The sequence below is a fragment of the Rhizobium sp. A22-96 genome (assembly GCF_053521805.1).
The window spans coordinates 74,747-99,969 of record NZ_JBNWDQ010000007.1 but is presented as its reverse complement, the minus strand read 5'-3'; the positions used below and the strand labels follow the sequence as shown (position 1 = coordinate 99,969).

General features: G+C 56.4%; 19 protein-coding genes and 2 pseudogenes. 5 read left to right on the top strand and 16 right to left on the bottom strand.

Annotation, left to right across the window (positions count from 1 at the left end; translation table 11 throughout):
- Positions 1-810: 810 nt before the first annotated feature.
- A complete protein-coding gene (locus tag ACQZ6F_RS27590) occupies positions 811-1,788 on the top strand; it encodes a 3'-5' exonuclease (protein ID WP_449095305.1) in 978 nt (325 codons plus the stop codon).
- 247 nt (positions 1,789-2,035) lie between these two features.
- Here the strand turns inward: ACQZ6F_RS27590 and ACQZ6F_RS27585 are convergent, their stop codons facing one another.
- Positions 2,036-2,236, bottom strand: coding sequence for a hypothetical protein (locus tag ACQZ6F_RS27585; protein ID WP_449095215.1), 201 nt, complete (start codon positions 2,234-2,236; stop codon positions 2,036-2,038).
- 1,179 nt (positions 2,237-3,415) lie between these two features.
- On the opposite strand from ACQZ6F_RS27585, the gene ACQZ6F_RS27580 reads away from it, so the two are divergent.
- Entirely contained in the window at positions 3,416-4,429 is a 1,014-nt protein-coding gene (locus ACQZ6F_RS27580) for an IS30 family transposase (protein WP_449095216.1), read from the top strand.
- 195 nt (positions 4,430-4,624) lie between these two features.
- Here ACQZ6F_RS27580 and ACQZ6F_RS27575 read toward each other — a convergent pair whose 3' ends face one another.
- On the bottom strand, positions 4,625-5,332 hold the full coding sequence (locus ACQZ6F_RS27575; protein ID WP_449095217.1) for a zeta toxin family protein: 708 nt from the start codon (positions 5,330-5,332) through the stop codon (positions 4,625-4,627).
- Positions 5,333-5,509, bottom strand: coding sequence for a hypothetical protein (locus ACQZ6F_RS27570; protein ID WP_449095218.1), 177 nt, complete (start codon positions 5,507-5,509; stop codon positions 5,333-5,335). It abuts the gene before it with no gap.
- Between the two features lie 284 nt (positions 5,510-5,793).
- Here ACQZ6F_RS27570 and ACQZ6F_RS27565 point away from each other — a divergent pair.
- A pseudogene (locus tag ACQZ6F_RS27565) lies at positions 5,794-6,498 on the top strand (IS30 family transposase); the annotation flags it as partial.
- A gap of 163 nt (positions 6,499-6,661) precedes the next feature.
- Here ACQZ6F_RS27565 and ACQZ6F_RS27560 read toward each other — a convergent pair.
- The 9 genes and pseudogenes from ACQZ6F_RS27560 to ACQZ6F_RS27520 form a co-directional block, all read right to left on the bottom strand.
- Positions 6,662-7,942, bottom strand: coding sequence for a type II toxin-antitoxin system HipA family toxin (locus tag ACQZ6F_RS27560; RefSeq protein ID WP_449095219.1), 1,281 nt, complete (start codon positions 7,940-7,942; stop codon positions 6,662-6,664).
- 161 nt (positions 7,943-8,103) lie between these two features.
- Positions 8,104-8,262: pseudogene (locus tag ACQZ6F_RS27555) on the bottom strand (helix-turn-helix domain-containing protein); the annotation flags it as partial.
- A 407-nt stretch (positions 8,263-8,669) separates the two neighbouring features.
- Positions 8,670-10,133, bottom strand: coding sequence for a xylulokinase (gene xylB / locus ACQZ6F_RS27550; protein WP_449095220.1), 1,464 nt, complete (start codon positions 10,131-10,133; stop codon positions 8,670-8,672).
- Positions 10,134-10,165: 32 nt separating this feature from the next.
- Positions 10,166-11,644, bottom strand: a complete 1,479-nt coding sequence (locus ACQZ6F_RS27545) for a mannitol dehydrogenase family protein (protein WP_449095221.1) — start codon at positions 11,642-11,644, stop codon at positions 10,166-10,168.
- Between the two features lie 63 nt (positions 11,645-11,707).
- Complete coding sequence (locus tag ACQZ6F_RS27540) at positions 11,708-12,733, bottom strand: ABC transporter permease subunit (RefSeq protein ID WP_449095222.1); 1,026 nt, start codon at positions 12,731-12,733, stop codon at positions 11,708-11,710.
- A 52-nt stretch (positions 12,734-12,785) separates the two neighbouring features.
- Positions 12,786-14,318, bottom strand: coding sequence for a sugar ABC transporter ATP-binding protein (locus ACQZ6F_RS27535; protein ID WP_449095223.1), 1,533 nt, complete (start codon positions 14,316-14,318; stop codon positions 12,786-12,788).
- A 10-nt stretch (positions 14,319-14,328) separates the two neighbouring features.
- Positions 14,329-15,804, bottom strand: a complete 1,476-nt coding sequence (locus tag ACQZ6F_RS27530; protein ID WP_449095224.1) for a mannitol dehydrogenase family protein — start codon at positions 15,802-15,804, stop codon at positions 14,329-14,331.
- Positions 15,805-15,878: 74 nt separating this feature from the next.
- On the bottom strand, positions 15,879-16,847 hold the full coding sequence (locus ACQZ6F_RS27525) for an ABC transporter substrate-binding protein (RefSeq protein WP_449095225.1): 969 nt from the start codon (positions 16,845-16,847) through the stop codon (positions 15,879-15,881).
- 170 nt (positions 16,848-17,017) lie between these two features.
- Positions 17,018-18,088, bottom strand: coding sequence for a LacI family DNA-binding transcriptional regulator (locus ACQZ6F_RS27520; protein WP_449095226.1), 1,071 nt, complete (start codon positions 18,086-18,088; stop codon positions 17,018-17,020).
- 373 nt (positions 18,089-18,461) lie between these two features.
- On the opposite strand from ACQZ6F_RS27520, the gene ACQZ6F_RS27515 reads away from it, so the two are divergent.
- On the top strand, positions 18,462-19,025 hold the full coding sequence (locus tag ACQZ6F_RS27515; RefSeq protein WP_449095227.1) for a glucose-6-phosphate isomerase family protein: 564 nt from the start codon (positions 18,462-18,464) through the stop codon (positions 19,023-19,025).
- Positions 19,026-19,232: 207 nt separating this feature from the next.
- Positions 19,233-20,267, top strand: a complete 1,035-nt coding sequence (locus ACQZ6F_RS27510) for a hypothetical protein (protein WP_449095228.1) — start codon at positions 19,233-19,235, stop codon at positions 20,265-20,267.
- A 299-nt stretch (positions 20,268-20,566) separates the two neighbouring features.
- Here the strand turns inward: ACQZ6F_RS27510 and ACQZ6F_RS27505 are convergent, their stop codons facing one another.
- The 4 genes from ACQZ6F_RS27505 to ACQZ6F_RS27490 form a co-directional block, all read right to left on the bottom strand.
- A complete protein-coding gene (locus tag ACQZ6F_RS27505; RefSeq protein WP_449095229.1) occupies positions 20,567-21,226 on the bottom strand; it encodes a helix-turn-helix domain-containing protein in 660 nt (219 codons plus the stop codon).
- 185 nt (positions 21,227-21,411) lie between these two features.
- On the bottom strand, positions 21,412-23,349 hold the full coding sequence (locus tag ACQZ6F_RS27500) for a methyl-accepting chemotaxis protein (protein ID WP_449095306.1): 1,938 nt from the start codon (positions 23,347-23,349) through the stop codon (positions 21,412-21,414).
- 378 nt (positions 23,350-23,727) lie between these two features.
- Positions 23,728-24,705 (bottom strand): helix-turn-helix domain-containing protein, encoded by a 978-nt coding sequence (locus ACQZ6F_RS27495; protein WP_449095230.1) that lies wholly within the window; start codon positions 24,703-24,705, stop codon positions 23,728-23,730.
- Between the two features lie 258 nt (positions 24,706-24,963).
- A complete protein-coding gene (locus ACQZ6F_RS27490; protein WP_449095231.1) occupies positions 24,964-25,164 on the bottom strand; it encodes a hypothetical protein in 201 nt (66 codons plus the stop codon).
- Positions 25,165-25,223 lie beyond the last annotated feature (59 nt).

Here is a 25,223-nt window from a genome sequence, read left to right as displayed (position 1 = left end):
AAAAGCACGCACCCCAAAAGGAAGCTCTATCCTTCCCCGATGGATCAGTAGCGTGTTCACTCGGCCGCAACGTCCATGGCGAACCTAGAGGACGGTGGCACGATCCTGGCAATGAATTCGAAGTCCGTCGGCATGCGATGCTCGTCAGATCCGAGGCAAGCGACCGTCCAATATTCGGGTTCCACACCGAAAATGGTTGATAGCTGCACGACTTGGGCCTTTGCGCCGCGGTCGGCCTTTGGGGTAGCCCAATAAAAGCAATCGGGCTCCAGTTTCGTCAATGGGATCATCGTCTCACCTCGCTGGTCAGGTGATGGAACATAGGGGAAGGTTTGCTATCGGACAGCCCCTGGATCTCTTTGTGCACAGTTCTTGAACCGGGCCTCACTAGCGATCGAAGAGAAGAACCCGGCGATATCGGATCGTGCTCTCAGGAAAAAGCTCTGTGCTCTCGCAACCGCACGTCGAACGACAATTCGTAACCGACTGCAGTTTCCTTTTCTCGTAAGCGCAATGCGCGAGCCGGCAGAACCTGCCCATCCGGGCAGGTTCACTAAACCTATGGTAGGCTCTAGTCTTCCAAATACCGGCCCGGACGCCACCCACGGGCCGGACATTGCAGCGTCCGACGGCAGCCCTCAAAACAGTCGTCGGACGCGCGCTTTGCTCCATGAGCCAGATCGGCTCTTGCTTTGTCATCTGATGCTATATTCGCGAATATCGGTGGGTATTGCCAATCCCCGGTGCTCCGCTTCTTTTCACGAGGGAAATCGGACATTAGAGTCTGGCCTTCGCAGCAATTGGAACGCGATGACCTCTCAGCTCGACATGTTCTCGGCGACCGCACAGCCTACCGGCGCAGCGAGTGCGAAGCCGGTGCGTTTGCGGTCGGCTGGCTCTTTACCAGACGAGACCGAGATGGTGCGGCTCCTTGAGGCGACTGGACGCTATCAGATCCTGCGAAAGCTCGAGCCACGTGCGATTACTACAACTCCCCGAGCAGGTTACCCGCTGAAAGGCATCATCCTCGATACGGAGACCACCGGGCTCGATGCCAAAAAGGACGAGGTAATCGAGATTGGGCTGATTGCATTTACCTTCAATGACGAAGGCGAGATTGGTGACGTCACCGGCCTCTACTGCGGTCTACAACAGCCGAACGTTCCGATCCCGCCAGAGATTGTCCGCTTGACCGGAATAACCGATGCAATGGTCCGAGACCAAATGATCGACATGTCCGCGGTGAGGGCTCTCGTGGAGCCTGCTGATCTCACAATCGCCCACAATGCCGCATTCGACCGACCGTTCTGTGAGGCGTTGTCGCCACTTTTTGCTCGCAAGGCCTGGGCCTGCTCGAATTCCGAGATCGATTGGAGTGCAAGGGGCTATGAGGGCAGCAAGCTTGGCTATCTTATCGGTCAAAGCGGATATTTTCATGATGGGCATCGTGCAGTCGATGACTGCTTTGCCTTGCTGGAGGTTTTGGGCGCCTCGGGTGGTGGAGCAGGTTCATCGCCCTTTGCCGAACTTTACCGCGCAAGCCAGCGTTCGCGCATGCGCATCTTCGCGGAGAACGCACCGTTTGACTTGAAAGACCATCTAAAGGCGAGGGGCTACCGCTGGTCAGACGGGACCGACGGCCGGCCAAAATCATGGTGGATCGAGGTCGCTGAACAAGAGATGGAGGAAGAGGTTCGCTTTCTGCGGAAGGATATCTACCATTGGGAGGACGCCGATCCGCCGGTCCAGCGGTTGACGTCATTCGATCGGTTCAAAAGCCGGCGATAGGCGATGTTGCGGCCATCGGTTCCCTCGCGGCGTTTCCAGCCAGACGCTCGGCTATCTCGGTACGCCCGGCTGGGGAAAGCCATGGCGCGCTCGAACAATCAGTTGGAGAAGATCATTTCGGCGTCGTAGCGGCGCCGACCCTACTGAGAGGAGGCAAGCCTATGAAGTGCTTCACTATTTTGAACCATTTCGGGTTACCACAAAAAATGGAAAAAGTGGTGAGTTTCACATGGAATTCAAAAGGTAGTCATTGGAGCGGCCGTTTGAACCGCGCCATCACGATCACTGCGACGCCGAAAACGGCTACCAGGGCACCCCAATAAATCCAAGGTGACTGATCGATCATGAAACTTTCGGCAGGATATGGAAAATACCCGCTACCCTGACCGACCCAGATGAGGCCGATCAGAACGAGCAGCCCTCCTAAAAGATATGCGAGCTTCACCATGGCTGTTTCCTTGTTCAAGGCTGCGAGTTGATGCTGCCGGTCATTGACCTCCCTATTTCCAGTTCCCGGCTCTCCGCGCAAGGCCAAACAAGTTGGCCGCCTATGACCATCGTGCCTAAGCCATCTTTGCCGCAGTCAAACAGGCCCGCGTGAGAAGCTCAGGCTACCGATCCAACCTCGTGACATGATCTCCCGCTATTCGCTCCTTGCAAAGGAGGCACGCGAATCTGAGCATTTATTAGGTGTCGGTGATGGACTACATACGCGCCCTTCAGTACCAAAGGATCAAGATGTCTGAGCAATCGCGTTCGCTAGAGTCGACAAGGCACTGCATGTCGGACCGAAAGCCTAAGGGGACCATCATCTACGTCGTGGTTGCGGCCGTTGCCGTCATCATCGGGTCTTTGTCGGGGCGCCACGAAAATCCTGTGCAGCCAAAGATGCGGATTGCCAAGTTGCTTGCAAAAGTCGATTGATCGACCAGGCGACTGAAATGACTGCGCCTAAGCGCCGTCCTTCGCTTCATACTGATGAACTACATGAGAAGGGTGATCTGTCGCCTTCGTCTTGAAGGCATCGGCGGTTCACCCAGCCTTCGATCGTTCTGCGGCCATCAATGGCGACATTTGCTATCAATCCGCATTTTCTGAACTCGGCGAGCTTCGCGCGAATTCCATGGCGTCTCCGGAAAGCCATCGATGGCCGGCAATCGACGCTCGAAGCTCTGGAAGCGTGCGATTGCCCTCTCTGAAGAGGGTGACGATGGTGGCCGCTGCGAGTTCATATTCCGGCGTGTCTCGGCCAACGCCAATTGAACGCCGCCATTCTTCGAGGGCTTGGCTAATAATATCGAGCTCAACCGAACCGAATGTCGCGTGCACAAAGTCTCGCATCGTCTCTCCCAAAGTAGGAAGAGAGATAGGAGTCGCCGGGCCGAATTTCAAACGGCTTATTGTCGAGGCGTGGCGATAGAAGCGATGTTATATTTACAATACCGTCATGCTATGAAAGCAGCTCAGGACAAGGTTCTGAATGTTTTCACTAACCCTCCAATCTGTGGCAGCTTTGGTGCGAATGAAGTTCCATAATTTCTATTATCTGATTTTTTTGTGTAGCGGGGGCAGATTCCAATTTCAAATGCAACGAAGACAATAATGGCCATGATTTGAGGAGGATGGAATGGCCCGCTCTTTTGTGCAGTTGAGTATGGACGAACGCCGCGTCATTGCGCGGATGCATGAGAAGAAGATCAGCCAGGCGGAGATCGCCCGCACCCTTCGTCGTGATCGCTCGACAATCTGTCGCGAGCTGCGCCGGAATTTCTGGCATGATCGCGACGTTCCAATCGCTGAAGGCTACTGGCATGTGACGGCGCATCAGATGGCTGAGAGCCGCCGGCGTCGCTATCGAAAGCTGTTGCGCGATCCACATCTGTGCGCTGCGGTGATCGACCGGCTGAAGGACGGCTGGTCGCCGGAACAGATTTCCGGGCGTCTGAGGCTTGTCAGCGGTTCGTCTGCAACACTGAGCCATGAGACGATCTATCAGTATGTCTATTCTCCGGAAGGTCGGGATCAGCAACTGGCTCGACACTTGCCGGAGCGGCGCAGGAAGCGACGGCCAAGATATGCGCGCAAGCCGAGAAGTCTCGTTTTTCCAATCGAATGCGCCATTCGAAACAGGCCCGCTGTCATCAATTCCCGCAGCGAATTCGGCCACTGGGAAGCGGACCTGATGATCTTCAGAAAAGAGCATGGCGCCGCTAATATCGCCACCGTCGTGGAGCGCAAGAGCCGTTACACGGTTCTGTTTCGCAACAATGACCGACGCTCGAAGCCGATCATGAGCCAGTTGATCCGTCAGCTGGCACCCCTGCCCGCGCAAGCGCGGCAAAGCCTGACATTCGACAGAGGATTGGAATTCGTCTCCTGGCGCGAACTGGAGATTGGAATGGGAACGACAGCCTGGTTCTGTGACCCGCAAGCGCCATGGCAGAAAGGGACAGTCGAGAACACCAATAAGCGCGTGCGGCGCTACCTTCCGCCGGAGACCGTCGTGTTGGATGTGAGCAATCAGGAGATCCGCTCTCTGTGCAACCGGCTCAACGACACGCCACGCAAGTGCCTGGGGTTCCAGACACCGAAGGAGATCTTCAGTCGGCATTTATTGGCTATGGAACGCCATAGCATGTAGATTTCCGAACAACGTTGCATTCAATCTGGAACCAGCAGCGTTGGGGCTTTGGCACGTCTGAATCCAGTGGAGGATCCTACCTGTTGCGCAAGGTTTCGCGTCTTAATTGCAGGCTGGCCTCTAGCTTTCTTCAACAACAAGGGTGGCGTACGTAAACCGTTTCGAGCAGGTTTGATCAGTTCGAACATGCCGCTCTTACTTGTCTCCCGAGGGGTCCGGTTTGTGACCCGGCATGCTCCTAAGGATCCGAGCTGTCAGATCCTCGACCTCCTGAGCAACGGATTCCGGCGTTCTGAAGCTGTCGTATGTCCTCGCCAGTCCCAGAACTTCACAGACTTTTGCAACATACAGCTTGTGCAGCTCGTTCTCGTCGTCGACGTCGAAGGCCGTAACCTTCCCGGCGCTGACCCGGATCACTTCGCGAGGCTGGATCGAACTATTGTCAATCAGCAGAGCCTCATCTGCCAGCTTGAGGGCCGCACTGAGTTTATCCAGAGATCCCTTGCACCGCCTGCGGATGTCCGCTTCAGGAATGTCATGGCCACCAGCCTCGACCCGCTGTCTGACGCGCTCGATGTTCGTCTCTACAGAATCTAGCGCCGTATAATACAGGCCAACCGTGAACCCGGCCGCCTTCGCATCCCGCATCAGATTGATGGCCTGCTGGCTGCTCAAAGTCGTTTCGAAAACGAAAGATTGCCGGGCATCGATCATCTCCCGAATCTTGTTGATGGCCGCCCTGCCCGCTGCCATGGCCGCCGCCCGGCCGTCGCTGGTTCCGGTCAGCTCCTTGGCGATCTCGTCAGCATTGATCCATACGCCGTCGAGCTTCAGCTTGCCATAAGCGGACGACTTGCCGGACCCGTTGGGACCGCCCAGAATGATGCACGATGGTTTCAGCAATTACCGCCTCATGGCAGCGGGAACACGGATTTCCTGTTCGTGCTCAGCGCGATCCTTGGCCTCGTTAGCAAGGTCCTTGGCGGAGATCGGCAAGCCCAGACGGCGTCGCTCGGCAATTGCTTCCCGGCCGATCTGCTTCAGGGCTTCCTTGTTCTCGTCGTACTTTTTCAAAAGCATCGTTGATCTCCTATGCGCTGAATATAGCGCTTCCCGCCCCTGACAGCAAATATCGCTTGTTTCAAGTTTCGCCGACAGCAACACTTTTTCAACGGGCCGCGGGAGACGGCCTGTGTCTTCGGACCAAGCCCACACGGCATCCCCCGTTCCTATCTCTGAGCCTAAACCATGCTGTTCACTCAGTGGGGTTCTTTTTTGCCTGTAGGCCAATGTCCAGATCAATAGGCTCGTATCCAAGTGTTGAATTCCACATAAAACTCACCCTGTTTGCCATTTTTGATAAGCAACAGATAGCCGGTCGCATGCGCTAGGAACGTCATCCGATCTCAGTGAGCCACGAGACAATTTACAAGTTCACCTATTCGGCGGACGGACAGGCTATCAAGCTATGGCGGTACCTAGCGAAGCATCGTGCCAGACGTGGACCGCGACATTCCAGACGCAAGCATGGCCAACGCTTTAGCCCGGAATTGAACATTCTGCGTCGCCCGGACGTCGTTGCCGATCGCAAACAGTTCGGCCATTGGGAATGCGATCTGATCCAGTTCCGAAAGAAGTTCCGCAAGGTCAATATTACATCACTGGTTGAGCGGGTCAGCCGCTTCGCGATCTTCCTGCGCAATAATGACCGGCAGTCCCGACCTGTCATGGACGGTCTCATCCAGACGCTGCATGCCCTACCCCACCTCGCGCGCCGTTCGATCACCTTCGACTTGGGCACGGAGTCCACCGACTGGCCTTATCTGCAAGCCAGCATCGGCACCCAAACGTGGTTCTGCGATCCGCAATCACCCTGGCAGAAAGGCACCGTCGAGAACACCAATGGCCGGGTGCGAAAATGGCTTTCGAGAGAGATTGATCCACTATCCGTATCCAAGGCCGGCCTGATCGAGATCTGCGATACGACGCCACGAAAAAGCCTCGGCTTCCGCACACCGGCCGAAGTCTTCCGCAAGAAACTGCTCGCGCAGATGAGACATGCCGGTTAACTTCAACCAGCTTGCAAGTCGCGATTCAGCATGAACTCACAGGCCGCATTCTCATGATTGAGCGTGGATTGATTCCGGTGGTTTCAATCAGTGATCCTTGCTCTCACACCGGCCTATTGTGGTGGAGCCTGATTCGACTGCGGGATGTAAATGTTGGCCGTGGTCACGACATTTCACGGACCAAACTGAGTGTTTGTAATCGCGACAGGATCCGTTTCCCCCTTCCCTCCCCCAGCAGTTCAGGTGCCAGATCCGGCCAGATTTCCAGTGCACGCTCAATGGAATTGGTCACCTCACGGAGGATGGGTTTGGGATCCAGTTTAAGGAAGCTCGCAACCCTCTCGAAACGATGAAGGTTCACATGCTCGAAACTGTGCGCTTTCACAAATCGGAGCGCCATCGTGTCGGCTGGCATGTAGAGAACCGTGGGCACAATGTCGTAGGCAGGAGACAGCCGGACTTCACCTGGTCGCGGAAACAGGAAGGACCAATTCTTCAGGTGGCTGTCGCCGTTTCCGATCAAGACGTCGGCGACAACGCGGCGTACCGCCTCCAAGATATCGTCACGATGGTCAGTGCTAAACCGGCGAACCATGTTGATGATGGTCTCGGTCGTTGCCATCGTGTATTTCCGATCGCCGATTGCCCCGAGCACCTGTCCAGCGTCCTCCATATGAATACGGGCGCCCTCGTCCGCTCTGTCGAAGCGGTCAACAACCAGGACACTCTCTCCATGCGCCAATAATTCTTCGGGCACACCCTGCACCGTGTTGCGAGGTGCCAGACGACACGTGGCGGTCCTGACACCGATTGCGCTTGCCAATTGCATGGCGCTGAATTCGGCCTCTGGAAGGCCTGGAAATCGCTCACTGCCAACCTTTATGATGCAGCGACCAGTATCTCCACGACCAGGGATCGTTAGTCGCTCTCCATCAGGATTTGCCGTAAACTTCAGCTGGATACCGGCCAAGGAAAACTTCACGGTTCCCGTGGGACGCGGTGCCTTGAACCCCTGCATATCCTCGAGGGTGAGTGGCCCTACCGACGATGGCGTCTCGGTTTCTGGCACAACGAGGACGGCGCCAGGCAAGTCCGCACCAAGCCGCGTCAGGACATCGAATTCATCGTGATTACCTGGTCCCATTTCTGTCAGAACAAGGTCTCGCAAAGCGCCCTCCGGGAGCAATCCCGAGAACCATGGCGGTAGCGTGCCATGCAGCCCGATCTTGTCCCCTCTTCTGGCCAAACGATCCCGCGTGCCAGCGTCGTCATCGGGATCATACCATCCAAGACTTAAGATTGGGCGGTTCGTGTGACGAAGGTAAGGCTCGGCAACGATGAATGCGACGCCGCCGTCGGCGTCCCGTGTCAGCGTCCCTGCCCTCATTGGGCCAAGCGTCCGGTCAAGAATATGAACACCAAGAATGGCCGATGCCTTTGCCATCAGCCGATCTCGTCTTCATCGAGGTCAACGAAAAGCTCGTCAAATGCATTGGCGGCCTGCGCCGTGTGGCGATTTTCGCTGGGCTCGTCAATGAGATGTCGCACGGCAGCCGCCCGCGACCTCGGCACTAGGACCGGTACGAGGTCAAGGGCATCACAAACTTCGGCAAACAATGTCAGTCGGTCTCGTCCTAAGCGATCGTTCGTGAGGTCGCGCTCCAACTCCGATATACGTGCTCGGTCGCGGCCCAGCCGCTTCGCAAGCTCCGGCTGGCTGAGCTTTCGCCCCTTTCGTGCAGCGAGGAGTTGGTCGCCAAGCATATTGAAAATTGATGGAATCATGCGGAATAGCACCCTTTTGTCCAAAGCATGCGGAATATCGCTATGGGCACACAATAACAAAGCATGCGGAATTACGCAACTTATTACACAAATAAGCGGAATATCGCTTCAACAACTATGGAAGTGCATAACCACGCATAAACAGCAGCGGCCGTTCGGATTCCGCGCCAACCCGACCGCCTTTCAACGGCGCCGGCAACGCAAGCTGATCTAGTCCGTGCTCCCGCTATGACTGCGGCAGGCGTGCCGTGATCGTTCGCTGAGGACCAATCTACTACCCCTAAATCGAGCCAAGATGCACTCCGCATAAAGTATCTAGGATCAACTATTAGTTCTTCCACTAGGCGAGATATGGCCATTCAGTTCTAGGTCGCTCAAGTCGGAATTTAACCCAAGCTCCTTGCCCTGTCGGCCGTCATTGTCTCATACAGCTTCGTAGAGCGAGAATATCGGCCGTCGAGTATGTCCGACATTTCGCGATTTGGCTCGATGCGATCTGAAACTGACAGTGGCGGCAGATCTTCGAGCGGGAACGAGATTGCTCGGGCAAGCAGAGCTGCCCCGACCGCGGCGCCACTGGCAGCACTCCCATAGACTTCGATCGGAAGCTTGAGAGCAGAAGCGATCAGCTCAAGCCAGAACTTGTCTCGCGTACCGCCACCGGTAGCACCCATGACAGACGATACCGAACCGCTGCGAGCGAGTGCCTCGAAAGCATCGCGCAGTGCCAGGGCAACTCCATCCAACGTGGCCGCAGCAAGATCCGCACGCTCGTTTGCTGACGCAAGACCAAAGAATACGCCCCTCGCACGCGGGTCATTGTGCGGGGTTCTTTCTCCGGACAGATAGGGCAGAAATAGTGGCGTTTCTGCCGACCATGCCCTTGCCGCTCCCGCCGCCAACTTCGCAGGTGTTTCGGAGAGTATCCGTGCTAGCCAACCAAGGGCGCTCGCACCATTCAACAGAGCAGCCATTCGGAACCATCGGTCCGGTAGTGCGTGACTGAAGCTGTGGATCATTTCAATCGGAGACGGCTCATGCCGATCACTGGTGACGAAGATTTGCGCCGAGGTGCCAAGATTGATGAAACCTTGACCCGGCCGCACCATTCGCAAGCCCACGCATCCAGCTGCGGCGTCGCCCGCACCCGCAACAACCGGCACTCCTTGCGGCAAGCCGAAGCGGGCCGAAGCCGAGGGGGAGACTGCGCCGACAACAGTCGCGCTTTCGCAGAGCTTCGGCAGCAGGTCGGCAGAGAGATTGCACAAATCGAGCGCGCGGTCGGACCACGACCGCGTCGGCTGATCCAGAAGCCATCCGCCCGATGCATCGACGACATCAGTCGATACATCGCCTGTGAACATCATTCGCACATAGTCCTTAGGGAACAGGATCTTATGTGTGCTCGCGGCGATCTCAGGCTCGTGCTTGGCAAGCCACATCCATTTTGGTGCGAGAAAGCTTGGCGTCGCGGGAACACCAAGAATGGCTGCAAGGTCGGGATCCGCCCGGTTCAAGTATTCGGCTTCAGCCGACGCGCGATCATCGTTCCAAAGAATAGCATTTCGGAGTGGTCGATTGTCAGCGCCCAGGGCGATGAGACCGTGCATTTGCCCGGAAAAACCAATCGCCAAGACGTTGTTCAATCTCGCCGGAAGACCTTCGGCGATTTTGGCGATGCAGAAATGCGCAGCTTCGACCCAGGCATCCGGGTGCTGCTCCGACCAACCGGCCTTGGGCCTGATCGTTTCAATCATCACCTCTGACGACTTGATGAGAGACCCATCCAGCCCAATCGCTGCAGCTTTCACCGCGGTCGTGCCGATGTCGATTCCAAGATAGCAGTGCATTGATGTACTCCAGGGCACAAGCAGCTTGCCCGTCAAAAGTCGCCGTTCGCGTAGCCCATCAGGGTTCCACGAGTCCCATTGACCCAAAGGGAAATCAGGCTTTTGCGAAATGCTTTCGCAAAGACCTCAGATTGTCCGAGAGTGCCGTATATATCGGCCTGCGATATCCATGCGGACGGGTTTTTGCGCGCGGCCTTTGATGTTGCTCTTAGTAGATCCCATTTGGGGTCGCTCGGAGCGAGCTCCCTGCCGGAGTCGGTGCTTCCAAAGCAATAGCGGCACCAAAGTGCCGATACCAACGCCAACCCATCGACGCTGCCACCGGAGCGAATTCGATCGGCAATTACGGGTACGATGAATTTCGGCTGGCGATTGGAGCCATCGTAAGCGAGGCGCGCAATCGTGTCAGCCACTTTCGGATTGTGAAAGCGCTGTTGGACCCGATCGGCATAAGCATGGAGATCAGTGTTAGGCACTGGCGGCACGGTCGGGATCATCTCATCCCGTTCGAGTTTCGCCAGAAAGGCTCCGATCTGCGGGTCTTCCATGGCCTCATGCACAAATTGGATATCGAGAAGTTCACCGGGATAGGCGATGGAGGCATGCCCACCATTGAGGATGCGGAGCTTCATCAGCTCATAGGGAGCCACATCTTCAACGAAGGTGACGCCGACTTTCTCAAGTGCCGGCCGGCCGGCGGTGAATTTGTCCTCAAGCACCCATTGCTTGAACTCCTCGCAATAGACGGGCCATTGATCGTCGATGCCGAACGTTTTGCGGCAATGATCGATCTCGCGAGCGCCCGTCGCCGGAGTGATACGATCGACCATCGCGTTTGGAAAGGCAACGTTTGCCTCGATCCAATCGGCAAATTCCGGGTCAGACAGTCGGGCAAGGCCTGCGACCGAATTCATGGCGACATGTCCATTACCCGGAATGTTGTCGCAGCAAAGGACGGTAAAAGGTACGATCCCGGCCGATCGCCGACGCTTCAGCCCGGCGAGAATTATCCCGAAGACGGTCTTCGGATCGCTGGGTGTCAACCCGTCAGCCCGGATGGCCGGATGATCCACATCAAATCGACCCGATGCCGGATTGATGAAATAGCCGCCCTCGGTAATCGTCAACGAGACGATGCGGATGGCAGCATCAGCAAGCGCATCGACTATCTTCTCGCGATCATCGGCCGTCAGGAAGTCGACCATGACGCCCGTAACATGTGCTGCCGTCTTGCCGATATCCTGCTCGACGACCGTGGTGAGATAGTCCTGCGCCTTGAGCTTGTCGCGCATGGCGCTGTCATGGGCGGTCACACCGGCACCAATGACCGCCCAATCCTTTGCGTCTCCCGATTTCATGAGCGCATCGAGATAGACAGCCTGATGCGAACGGTGGAAATTGCCGACGCCGAAATGCACGATGCCTGGGGAAAGATCTTCTCGCGCATAGGAAGGCACAGGCACGCGATCGGAGATTGCAACCAGGTTAGCGAGAGAGAGAGAGGTTGCCACAGTATCATTCCTCTTGGCGCATTTGGGAGGTGGAGGTGAGCGCGCAATCTGCGCGCTACCGAATTAGGTCCGGGCATTACCCGACATGCGCAGCCGGTCGAGTGTGACGGCTCCGATGATCACGAGACCCTTGATGATGAACTGCCAGATGTCGGAGACACCGGTCAGGATAAGGCCATTTGAAAGAACCGCGATGATCAGTGCGCCGATCAGCGTGCCCCAGATAGAACCGACGCCGCCGACGAAACTGGTGCCGCCGAGGATGACTGCCGCGATGGCATCCAGCTCGTAGGACTGACCGAGTTGCGAACCGTTTGCCGCGTAGAGCTTGGCCGCAGACATTGTTCCACCGAGACCAGCCAGCAGCCCGGACATGCCGTAAACGAAGAGGGTGATCAGCCACACCTTGATACCGGCAAGGCGAGATGCTTCAGGGTTGCCACCGACCGCGTAAATCCTCATGCCCAGCACCGTGCGGCGCAGGATCAACCAGGAGACCACCACCGTTGCCAGCGCAATGATGACCAGCCACGGGATACCAAAGACGGTGCCGTTGCCGATGAACGCAAAGGGAAGATTGGAGTTGAACACGGTGTTGTCATTGCCGAACAGCCGGGCAAGGCCACGGACAGACGTCATCGTTCCCAAGGTGACGATGAACGGCGGGAGGCGCAAGAAGGCAATCAACGCACCATTGACCAGTCCAAGGACAATCCCGGCGACGAGGGCAATGATAATCGCGACCATGCCCAGTCCAGGGACGAGCGAGGCCATCATGGCAAGCATCGCAGTGGCAGCGAGCACGGCGCCGACCGAGAGGTCGATGCCACCGGTCAGGATAACGAAGGTCATGCCAGCCGCGAGCACTGTGTTGATCGATGCTTGCTGGGCGACGATCGACAAATTATTCCAGGACATGAACCGTCCGTCCGTCCACGACAGGGTCCCAGTCTCGACGTAGCCAGACAACAATTGGAACAGGATGGCGATCAACACGAGCGCTGGCAACATACCGAGCGCACGAAGCGTGGCGCTCAGGGAAAATTTGCGGCGCGACACCTCTGCCGCTGAAGGGTTGGTCGATGTCATGGCATCCTCCTCACTTTGCAATTGCGCTCCCCCACGGGGGCGACGCAGAGTTCTATGCCGCTTGCTTCCCTGCCGAGGTCGCAATGGCCATGATGTTTTCCTGCGTGATTTCTCCGGCGGTACCGCCGACTTCGCCGGCGATCTCGCCTTCACGCATGACGATAACGCGATCGCAAATCCCGATGATCTCGGGCAGTTCCGAAGAGATGACAGCGACGCCCACGCCCTCGCGGGCGAGCTTGTCAATCAGGCGGTAGATTTCCGATTTGGCGCCGATATCGACACCGCGTGTGGGCTCATCGAGAATGAGCACCCGTGGCTTGGTCTCCAACAGCCGCGAGAGCAGAACCTTCTGCTGATTGCCTCCCGAAAGGCCGCCGACTGTTGCATCCGGTGAAGAGGTGCGAATTCCCGTTGCCTGAATTGCCGCCGAGGTTCGCTGGCGGCCCTTGCCGCCGTTGAGAAAGCCTAGTGGCCGCGCATCGCGCGAAATCACGCCGAGATTGATGTTCTCAGACACCGACATGTCGAGCATCAGGCCAAGTGCCTTCCGATCCTCTGTCAGATAGGCAATACCGGCATTGACAGCATCCAACGGCGCTCGAATGGCGACCTCTCGCCCATCAACAGAGATTGTCCCCGTGACTTTAGGATCGGCACCATAGACCAGTCGTGCCAGTTCGGTTCGGCCGGCTCCGACGAGGCCGGCGATACCGAGAACCTCGCCTTCATGAATATCGAAGGAACAGGGCTTGACCCGCCACCCGTCACTAATCTCTCGAACCGAGAGGACAGCCCGACCACGACTGCCATGAGCATCGTGCTCTTTTTTGTAGAAGGACGAGAGATCGCGGCCAACCATCATGCGGACGACGGCTTCCGGCGTGATGGCGTCGTGATTCAGCGTCCCGACATAGTTGCCATCGCGCAGAACCGAGACCCGATCCGAAAGCTCGTAGACCTCCTTCATGCGGTGGCTGATATAGACGATCGCCAGGCCTTCCTGCTTCAGCTGGCGAACCAGGGCGAAAAGACGTTCGGTCTCCCGTTCGGACAAAGTCGTCGTCGGCTCATCCATGATCAGGATGCGCGAGTGGGCGTGAACGGCACGCGCAATCTCCACCAACTGCCGCTCAGCGATCGATAGGGTCGCTACCTTGTCCCTGGCGGTGAAGCTCGCACCGAGACGGCGCAGCACAGTTTCGGCGCCCGAAAACATGGCCTCCCGATTGATGAAAGCCCCCCGCGACGCCTCTCGGCCCAAGTAGATGTTTTCTGCAACGGACAGATTGGGAGCCAGAGCCAGCTCCTGATAGATGATCGAAATGCCCAGCTGCTTGGCCGCCATCGGTCCGTCGATCGCAACTTTCTCGCCGTCGATCAGGATCTCCGAGCCTTCATCCGGGATGTAGGCGCCTGCCAGGATTTTCATCAAGGTGGATTTGCCGGCGCCATTCTCGCCCATCAATGCGTGAATTTCGCCGAACTTGAAATCGAGCGTCACGTTCGTCAGCGCCCGGTTCTGGCCGAAGCTTTTGGAAACGTTCCGCATTTCCAGAAAAGGTACTGTCGATGTGTCGCTCATCTCTCTCCTCCTAAGCCAATAGCTGCTTTAGTGTGGCAGACGTTCCCATCAGCAGAAGCTGATCCGATATCGTTTGGAACGCATCTACGAAGCGGCTGCTTTGCCGTAGCTGCAATCCGCGGAAGGCTTCGATATCGAGGACTGCGGTCGGATCCTCCGAGCGCAAAAGCGCCCAGTCACAGTCGTTGATGTGGGGCTCAAAGATTTCATAGCGCTCGCTACTATCGTCGATCCCACGCAGATAGCGACCAAAGCATGCGATAAGAAAAGCTTCCCGGGTAAGATCGCTGCCGTTCGCAATCAACTGCGTAATCGTCTTGCCATGGAAGACCACAATCTTCGAGGCACCGTCGCCGCAAACCCGCAGCAGGTGATCTTTGATCGCTGGGTTGGCAAAGCGTTCAATGACTTTGCCGGTAAAGGCCGGAATGGAATAACCCGAAGGGGGGACAACGAGATCACTCGCATCGAGATCCCAGAAGGCTTGGAGCAGTTCGACGATATTCGGTTCCCGCATCCCCTCGTCGACAAAGCGCGACCCCATCAACAAGGAGGGATAGCACATCAGCATGTGGGCGGCGTTGGACAGCCTGCCCTTGACGGCGACATAGGCTGCGACTTCGTCGCTAAAGACAACGCCAGCAAGCTCAAGCTGCGGCCGGCCGGCGCAGAAACGATCCTCAACGACCCAACTCGTATAGGTCTCACAGGTTGCCGGCACGAGATCGTCAACACCGGTCAGTTCAGCCAGGCGCACCCGTTCGACTTCCGGCACCTGCGGAGCAATACGGTCGACCATCGAATTCGGAAATGCACCTTGCGCATCGATCCAGGCGGCAAGGTCCTCATCAACGGCCTTTGCGAATGTCACGACGCCCAGGCGCGTGGTATCGCCGTTGCGCGGGAGATTATCGCAGGAGAGGACGGTGAAGGGCGGTACTCCCGCCTGACGGCGACGTGCCAATGCCGTGACGATGTAGCCAAACACGGTCTTGGGTGGACCGCCGGCCAGTTCCTCGCGCACCTCGGGTGCATCGAGGCGAAAATTGCCGGTCATCTCATCGATGTTATAGCCGCCTTCGGTGATGGTGAGCGAGACGATACGGGTCGCAGGATCAACGAGACGTGCCAGAACAGTTTCGGGGGAATTGGGAGCATGGAGATATTCGATCATTGCCCCGACAACCTGCGTCTGACGCGGGTTTGGCGACGTCAACTCGGTAACGGTATAAAGATTGTCCTGCCGGCGATAAGCTTCCGCCTTCGCCGAAGCCGCCAACCCGTCCGTCAAACCGACACCTGTTATTGCCCATCCCTCATTGCCGGGATGATGCAGGCAAGCCTCGATCGCAAGCGCCTGATGAACGCGATGAAAGTTTCCGACACCAAAGTGAACGATGCCGGTTCGCAAAAGGCTGCGATCATAGCCTGGTGTCGTCACATTCGGTCCGAGAGACCGCAGGGTTGCTTGGCTGAGCTTCGTCATGTGCAGATCTTTTCCAATATTGAAGGTGCCCTCCCCGGCGCCCGGAGAGGGTTTTGCTCGTGATCTTCTGAAGCTCAATCTTCGTGCTTGAAGTTCCAGCCCTTGTACTCGCCGACATTCTCGCGAGTAACCAAGGTGGACGGGATCAGAATGACCGGCTTAGCCGGCTTCTTGCCGTTGATCAGGTCGAGAGCCGTTTCGACTGACACCTTCGGAATGGCATAGAAGTCCTGGCTTGCCGAAGCCTTGATCATGTCAAAGTTCGGATCCTTCAGGGCAGCCTCGATATCCGGCGACCCGTCGACTGAGGTGATGAAGAAGTCGCTGCGGCCGGCCTGCTTGGCGGCAAGCGCCGTGCCGATCGCCTGCGGATCATTGATAGTGAAGATGGCATCGATTTTCGGGAAACGGGTCAGATAACCCTGCGCCACGGCCATGCCGCCGTCTCGCGATCCCTTGCCGTCCTGATCGTCGGACAGGATCCTGATGCCGGCAGCCTTACCAAGTGCTTCCTTGCATCCGTTGACGCGATCGATCACTGACGAGACCTGCGGCCCATTCTGGATGATGACGTTGCCTTTGCCCTGCAGCTTGTCAACGATGTACTGGCAAGCGACCCGGCCGGCCATGACGTTGTCGGTCGTGATGGACGCATCGGCGCCTTCAGCCGTCGTGTCGAAGGCAACGACCGGAATGCCGGCGGCCTGCGCCTTCTTGATCGCCGGCGAAATCGCCTTCGGATCGCCCGGGTTCAGCAAAATGAAGTCGACGCCAGCTGCAATGAAGTTGTCGATCTGGTTGACCTGCTTGCCGAGGTCGTAGTCGTAGCCGACTGTCGTCACCTGTGCGTTCGGATTGGCCTTCTTGATCAGCCGTGTCGCCGTATTGGAAATGATGACAAAACCGGGGTTGCCAAGCGACCCGACGGAGATGCCGACACTCTTAACCTCTTTGGCTGCCGCTGGAGCTGCTGCTCCCAGTGCAAGCGCAACGCCAGCAAACACGGCTCCGGCCAGGAGACGCTTCGTTCCCATCAAAATCATAATATCCTCCCTAGTGAGATCGATCTCACATCGCGAAAATGACTGAGACAGGCGTTTATGTCAATAGAGATCGATCTCTTTTTGGGATCTATACGTTGACCGAGCCCGAAGACGCATCCGATCGAGATCGAGTCTCGCGTGGGCCTTCAGCGACTATGGGCGGTAGAGATCTACTTTTTCACAAGGGTGGCAACCGAGAACCTGTCGATCAATTGGGTCGGCAGCTCGATGCTGGCGGGCCTGCCCTCGCCTTTCATTTCGCGAATGAGAGCAGTGACGGCGGCATATCCGAGCTCGTACACGGGCCTCCGGATCACGGAGACGGCAGGCGCTATAACCTTTGCCCAGGGCGTATCGTCGAAACTGACCAATGAGACATCGCTGCCAATGGAAAGACCGAGCTCCCCGCAGGCTGCCAAAACACCCAAGGCCATCTCTTCGTTGGTGGCAAGAATGGCCGTCGGGCGCGGGCGTTGCGCGAGAAGCTCCAGGGCTGCCTCACGGCTCGCTCCCAATTCGCTGCGACTATACCGGATGACAGGCGCTGGGATCGCCTTGCCGGAAACCGCGTCCAGTGCGCCGGCAACGCGATCAAGCACTGTGGATACGACGCCCTTCGGCTGTGCCGTTTCGGTTCCATGTGCGGCTGCAGTCGCGAACAGAAGCCCTATGTGGAGATGGCCACGCTCGAGGAAAAGATCCACCGCGGCCTTCGCGCCTGAACGGTCGTCGGTGCATGCAGTGACGGCGTCGAAGCCCTCTACGCGACGATCAAGCAGCACTAGCGGCTTTGCCAGATCCGATTCGAGTACGAGGTGCTCATATTTTGTCGGCGACGACGGGACGACAATGAGCCCGTCCACGCGCTTTTCCAACAGCACCCGAACGGCGTCGATTTCCTTGATGAGATCATCGTCCGTGTTGAGGACGAGGGTCTGGTAGCCGGCCTGGCCGGCCGTATCGATGATGGCCCTCGTGGCATAGCTGAAGAACGAGTTGCTGATGTCGGCGACGACGATACCGATTGTCCGCGTGCTCCCCGCCCGCATGGACCGGGCGACAACATTGGCGCTGTAGTTCAATTCACGGGCGGCGGCGGCAACCCGCTCTCTCGTCTCCTCATTGACAAGGCCATACCCGCCGAGAGCACGGGCAGCGGTGGCACGCGATACGTCGGCAAGACGTGCAACATCGATGAGGCGGGCAGGCCTATCGCCACCATTTTTTCCGTTTTTTTCCACGCTATCCGACACCACTACGACCCAAAACTGCATTCGTGCAACGGTTCTAACCGTTTAATACGGAGCCCGCCAGTGGGCGCTTGGAAGCTGTGCGCGGACCCCTCGCCAGGTGTTTGGATCATGACTGAGCAGGTCCTGCTCGTCGATTATGGCTCGCCCAACATGGTTGAACAAAACGATTCTCATACAACAACATTGACTATGAGACCGATCTCAGCGAGATTTGCCCAACGCCGGAGAGGGTGCTCATAGGCTTAATGTTAGAGTTGCATTTCTTCTCCTGCAGCAAAGTCAACCGAACACATCCGATTTCCTGCCGGCGAAAAATTGTCATTTTAGCTTATCAGTAGGCCAACATTTCAAGGAATTGTGTATGCTTTTGCCCGAAGGAGTGCTCATCGATGGCCAAACCGGAAGCGTCTCGCCCGAGACCGGCCGCTACACGAAGCGTTTAAGCGAGCTGCGGCCGATCTTTCAGGATCGTCCGGCATTGGAGACGCTCGTATCCGAGCACAATGATCCGGTCGTCTACGAAGTTGTCGAGTACAAGAAGGAAGGCAGCGACCTCTTCTTCGGCACCACCACCATGGAACCGGGAACAGTCGGCGAGGAATTTTTCATGACCCGTGGCCACTTCCACAAGCGGCGTGACATGGGCGAGGTCTATTACACCCAGAGTGGCCATGGCGTTCTTCTGCTGGAATCGAGGGACGGACAAAGCGAGATCGTGCGCATGGATCCAGGGGTCTGCGCCTTCATTCCACCCGACTGGGCGCATCGTTCCATCAACACCGGTGGTGAAAAGCTCGTCTTTGTCTGGGTCTGCAATGTAGAAGCGGGTCATGACTACGGCGATATCCTTGAGCGCGGAATGCGCAAGCTCATGATCCGCAGAAATGGGCGGGAAGAGATCATCGACAATCCGCGCTTTGCATGAGTCCGCGAACAGCTTACTGACGAAACGAACTCATATTCACCCTCATCGGGCGTCATCTTTGCTCGAAAATTCACTTTTGGCATCAAGGTCCACAACGATACGGCCCTTTTCGAAAGGGCACACACCTTCTCGGCCTTCGAAGATACCTGTCTTTAAGTGTTTCCTGGTCACAGTGGGAAGATTTCCACTAAGCGATCCAATCTGTAAATGCTTCCTAATATACTCTTCGATCCCCTCTTCAATTTTTTCACAGCTATCGATCGTATCCTTTCATCTGATGTGCATGACAATCCAGACACAGACGAAAAAACGATTACGAACCAGCTACTTTGGTTTATGAACAACGCTAGAAGGCCCCGCGGCGACTTCCATGGGACGGTCGAAGCTTTTAAGGCCGCGGTTCGGAGCGCTTTGGGTGATGCCCCCGAGCTCGGTATAAAGTTCGAGACAGAGGGATTCTCTCAAAATTTCGAAGGCGATGTCACCCAAGCCGACTACGCCTTCAACATCATTTTTCACGATACCAGCCCACATGTGGGGATCAAGAACAGCTGGCGCGCAACGTATTTCATGCAGTCGAAAGTTGCGAAACTACGCGACGAGCAGCGCGGATGGGATCGATACGACACCTTCTCTCGTGACAAGCCTCAATCGATCGCTATAGAGCGGCTCCGAGAAGTCGTTGGGGACGGCGGCCTCCGCTACCACCTCTATTGTCCCACAGAAGCATTGAAGCTTGTTCCCCGTTCACTGATTTTGAAGAAGTTAGCCGCGAACAATCCCAGTTCGCAGATTTTGAGCCATTATAGCGAGGCTGGCTTCTGGCTTAATCATTCGTTCCCCTCCTCAATCAATGCATTGTTCTCGGGCCCCTCGTCGAACCCGACCCCATGGGCCTTGTTCATCCTCGCTCACTTTTTCAACGTTCGATCGCCTGAGGGGTTCGATATCCAGACGGATAAGCTCTATCCTGACGAGACCGACGCGTTACTTGAAAATCGCCAAGCCATATTCAACCGCGACCGCGCCGCGCTCGAATTGGCGATTCAACAAAAAGAGCAACGGACGGGCAGAAAGATCGTCCGTCACGAGCAATACTTTTCGCCTGGCCCACGCCGAACAATCTCCATCGGACTGGATTTCCCAACTCTGGATTACGTGAAGCGCTTTGACCATAAGCCCGAAGAGGGAAAAGACGACGACTTAGACAATCCAACAACCGTAACACCGGGCGGTATCTAACTGCCATAACAACTTAAGAACTGACCGGCTTGTGCAGAGTCTGCATTAATTCCGATGGATCATTGATGGTTTTGCATAAAAGCATGATCGATGTCAGCACCCTCTGCGAGGGGTTGGGCTGCGCCTCACTTCCTACATTTTACGCCACGAGAACGTGATTTTTCGTTGGCCGTCGAACCCACCGGCGACTTCAGTGGGCAGATGTATCGTTCGCCGCGAAGGCGCGTAGCGACCGCGCCGGAGGGCGACCGCGATCGTCCATTGTACAAGTGGGATACGCTGCAATATACGCATGGCCGTTAGATCAATCCATTACGGCAAGCCTCTGCGACTGCGTGTGTGCGATTCGCGACATTCAATTTTTGCATTGCGCTCCTCAAGTGAGTGTTGACTGTGTGAGGCGAGAGCACAAGAATACGGGCAATTTCGACGCTGCTCTTTCCCTCGGCTGACCAATGAAGGCATTGCAGCTCTCTAACAGACAGCCGCTCTCTAGGTTCGTTCGGCTGCTCCGCCAGCCTTACGGCCTCGATGGTACGCGCCTGCATTTCGTGTGTTTCTCGTCCCGAAAGGGTTTCTGGGCCAAAGGTGTAGGCAACGATATGGTGAATGCCGAGACCATTGTAGAAACTGAAGGCAACGGAATGGCCCAGTACTTTCACGCCTTGCAACTGCTGGCCCACTCTTTCTCCATGATCGAACATAGGTGCCCGGACGATTGAAAGCTTCGACTGTTTAAAATGAACGCGCAGTTCCTTAATGAAGTGACGCTGTATCGAGCCAGCCAACTGGCGATTATAGCCCGGCCAGTTGCTCGCAATCACGCTCACTTCATCTCTTTCGTCACCCGATCCGGAGGCTTCAGTCGCAAGGAAAAGTTCGAATCCATATTCGACACAAACAGCTCCAAGGAGAGCGGGCAACCTCGCTGGTCTGGGAATACTCGCGGCGATTTTCATAAGGATATTTTACTAAAGAAATTGGTGATCATGGCGTCCATAGCGGCGCTTGGTGTTCCGGACCGACGGTGGATCTGTAGGGCGCTACCTGTGCTGGACCCGCCGCAAATCATTGAATCCATCTCACGGTTAGACAAAGCCCGCATGTTCAAGACGCCCGCTTGGGCTGGCGAGTTTCGCAATCATCACGAAACCCTTCGTCTGCGCATCGGGATTGTGCCCCGATCAGCAGATGCCGACCCGATTGTCTGGTGAAGCGCATGAACGGATGGCATCAACCCGCTCTGGTCGGCCGTGACCGGCAACCGATGCGGCTGAGCTACTTCGAAAGCTCCAGCAACAAGTTTGAACTGGGACAAGAGCCTCTTCAGCGATGCGGCCTCGCCCGCGAGGCTATGGCTTGCTGCCGTCGTTTCCTCAACCATCGCAGCATTCCTCTGGGTGTCCTGATCCATCGTGACCACGGCTTGATTTATCTGTTGCAGACTGGATGACTGTTCATGAGCGGCGTCGACAATTGCCTTCATATGCCCATTGATGACATGGACCTCCGAGACGATCGTCTGCAGAATCTCACCGGTATCGCCGACCAACTTTACTCCCTCCTGAACCTGCGCGTAGGACGCCGTCACAAGCGTCTTGATCTCTTTTGCAGCACTGGCCGAACGTTGCGCAAGTTCACGCACCTCCTGGGCGACGACGGCAAAGCCCTTGCCAGCGTCTCCGGCCCTGGCCGCCTCTACCCCTGCGTTAAGTGCGAGAAGGTTCGTCTGAAACGCGATCTCGTCGATGACGCCAATAATGCTGCCGATTTCCGAAGATGAGCCTTCAATCTTCTGCATTGCGCGAATGGCATTGTGCATCACGGCGCCGGAGTGCTCCGCACTCGCCTTTGCCTTACCGACAAGCACGCCTGCCTCCCTTGCCCTTGCGGTCGACTCTTTGACCGTAGTCGTGATCTGCTCTAGGGCTGCAGCGGTTTCTTCCACCGCTGCTGCCTGCTGCTCCGTCCTCTTGGCAAGCTGTTCAGCAGCGGACCGCATTTCATTTGTGCCCATGGCGATACCGTCTGCGGACGCCGCGACCTGACTGAGAGTAAGATGGAGCTGTTCGACCGATACATTAAAATCAGTCCGCAGCGAGTCGAGATTGGGGACGAACGGTTTCTCAAGACGGAATGAGGTGTCGCCATCGGACAGTTTCGACAGGCCCGTCGCAAGATTTTCGACAGCGAATTGCATATCGGCGGCATCTTGAGCTTTCTGCCTTTCGTATCCCTCACGTGTGGATTTATGAGCAGCGCGGGTCTCTTCCGCTTCGCACTCAAGGCGGATACGCTCAACAGCGCTTTGCCGAAATACCTCCACTGAACCGGCCATTTGACCGACTTCATCGCTTCGACCTTTATCAGGTACAGGCGCCTCGGTCTCCCCGCGAGCGAGAGCCACCATTCGCTCCCTCAAACGGCCAATCGGACCTATAATTGCCTTCGAGACGATCATCAGGGCCGCGGCGATCCCTGCAAGAAAAGCAGTCACGATAAACACCAATGCAAAGAAGATGGTGGAATCGGTCTCGCTTGTCAGATCGTCGCTCATCTTGAGGATGGTTTCTGTCTCGCTGGTAATGAAGTCGCTCATGTCGTTCGAGAGGGGAACGATGATAGCGTCCGCCTTTGCAAGCTCGATACGCGCTTCATCGTTTCGATTGGCGGCCCCAAACTGGACAGCTTTATCGGTGAGCGCCAACACCTCCTGTGCCTTTGCGATATATCTATCCAGGATCTCGTGCTGATCGGGCAGGCTCGATCTTGCGTTGTTCAGCCTTGTCATAAGCGTGACGGACGTCTTGCGATACAGCGCGTCCGCAGCCTTGAAGTTAGGATCTTTTGGATCGTAAGCCATGATCTGGTATGCGCTATAGCTTAGTGCCAAGAGATTCCGGCTTGCCCGGGCAATATCGATCGCTGCGATGTTGTTGATACTAATGAAACCGGAATAAGCGGTGTCGGTCTGCTTGTAACGATAGGACATAAATCCTGCGGCAAGCACGCCAGCGATACACAGCGGGATGATAACAGAAAGTATTTTCGATCGGATGCTGGCGTTGGTCAGAAAAGACATGGGTAAATTCTCTTCCATGAGAGCTTCCCGCGTGACACGGGTAATCGAATTGAAACGAATATGGTCGATTGCCCAATCATTGGGCCCAAATCGATCTGGTTCCTTTTTCCACCACCGAGGCGAAGGGTGCGGGCTAAGAGGATGAGCAGATCGACTACCCACGTGTCGCGAGCGACCTCACGATTTGGCTCGCAAAGTAAACGAACCCTTTCGAATGAGGATCCCAAGGAATGCCCGAGGGAAAATCATTGCGCTTTCTCGCAAGCCTTTCGCAATGTAGATATTTCAACCCTCGCCCACGCTGATTAGGGGACCGGTCAGTGTCTCCGCGGCAAGGCGAATGGCCACGATCTTGCCATCCGGACTATCTCTACCGAACTAGCGAAGGTGACGTGATGATCTGCGCGTCTCGGAAGGCTTGCGGCCAAAGACCTCCTTATAGCGGCGATCAAACTCACCCATATGCCCGAACCCGAATTGAGCCGCGATCGCGGCTATTGTCTGATCGTCCGCCGCTGCGATGAGCTCTCGATGTGCGGCCTGCAGTCGCTGTTTGATCACATATTGGATCGGGCTCATACCGAGCTCCGTCCGAAACTGCGTTTGAAGCGTCCTAACGCCTACCCCCGATGCTTCAGCGATACTCTCAAGAGTGATTTTCCCCGACAGGTTTGCGTCGATCCACTCCATTGCGCGTTTGATGTAGCGAGGATGTGGATTGTGGCGCGCTCTGGACTCTGGCCCTTGACGCGGCCACGCGTCGACCAGCGTTTGCAGCAAGGCCTCCTCGAGGAGGCTGGCAGCAATTGGTGACGCAGCAACACCGAGATCGGGATCGCAACCCCCTTGCAGGAGTTTACCGATCTGCCAGATGAGGCGGGGGGCCGGATGCCCGACATCGAGTATCGGGACCAAAGTGCGCAAGGTCTCGATCGGGTCCTCTGCATTGAGTTCCATCAATCGAGAAAGCTTCTGAATTGGAAAGGCAATACTGCTCTGAATCGTACCGGGTTGGCAGGCGATACGATGACCCTCAGGATCGACGAGAAGATAGGCCTGGCCGGCATCCGCAACGACTCGCTGCGTGTTTGTTTTTGATTGATAGCGCCCCGCTTCCACGAAATGGACCTCGATGTGGTTCCTGAGAGTGTCGTCCGAAGCGACCGAGTAACCAGTATCGGTTTGAGTGGTCCAGACATGGGTCTCGCACGCCGTGCCGAAGTCCAACTTGTGATGGAATCTGGTGTTTGAAGGGAGGCATTCATATCGCGCTGGCGTGAGCGTTCGGCGAATGATCTCACTGATGCGATCGGGATCGGTGTTGACGGATACAAGTTTCACGAAAGTGTTTGTCATAATTCTTTTGAGCTTGAAATGAGTGGTGGAGACCGCATGTCGGAGGTAGGCGGAGCTGTACGAAGCAAACTTCCGAAAATGGCAAGCAATTAATGTGCCGACCAGCTGCGACCCACGAGCACGCAAGATCGAATTGCCTCTCTTGTTGACTCTTCGTCACGATAAAAAGCCGCGGATGAACAGTTTCCTGTGAACCGGCTGCGCGAGAGAAAGGCTTCAGAAGTCGTCACACCGAGTGGACGGTAGGCGTCCGGTCGCTTAAAGATTGCCGCATTCCCGCCGCCTTGCATCAACCCAATTCAACAGCGCCATAAAATCCTCAGCATCCATCAGCGAAAGCTTTTCCAGCACCATATCTCCCATCGAGGCAGGCGCGTGACTTGTCGTCTCGTAGACAGTCCATGTCCTCTTCGCATCCCGGCGCACCGCATAAGCGAACTCGGTATCAACTTCCGGCAAAGGTCTCTCCAGTCGAATCCTCTTGGCGAAAACGCTACGAGGGCTTTCTAAGCTTGTCT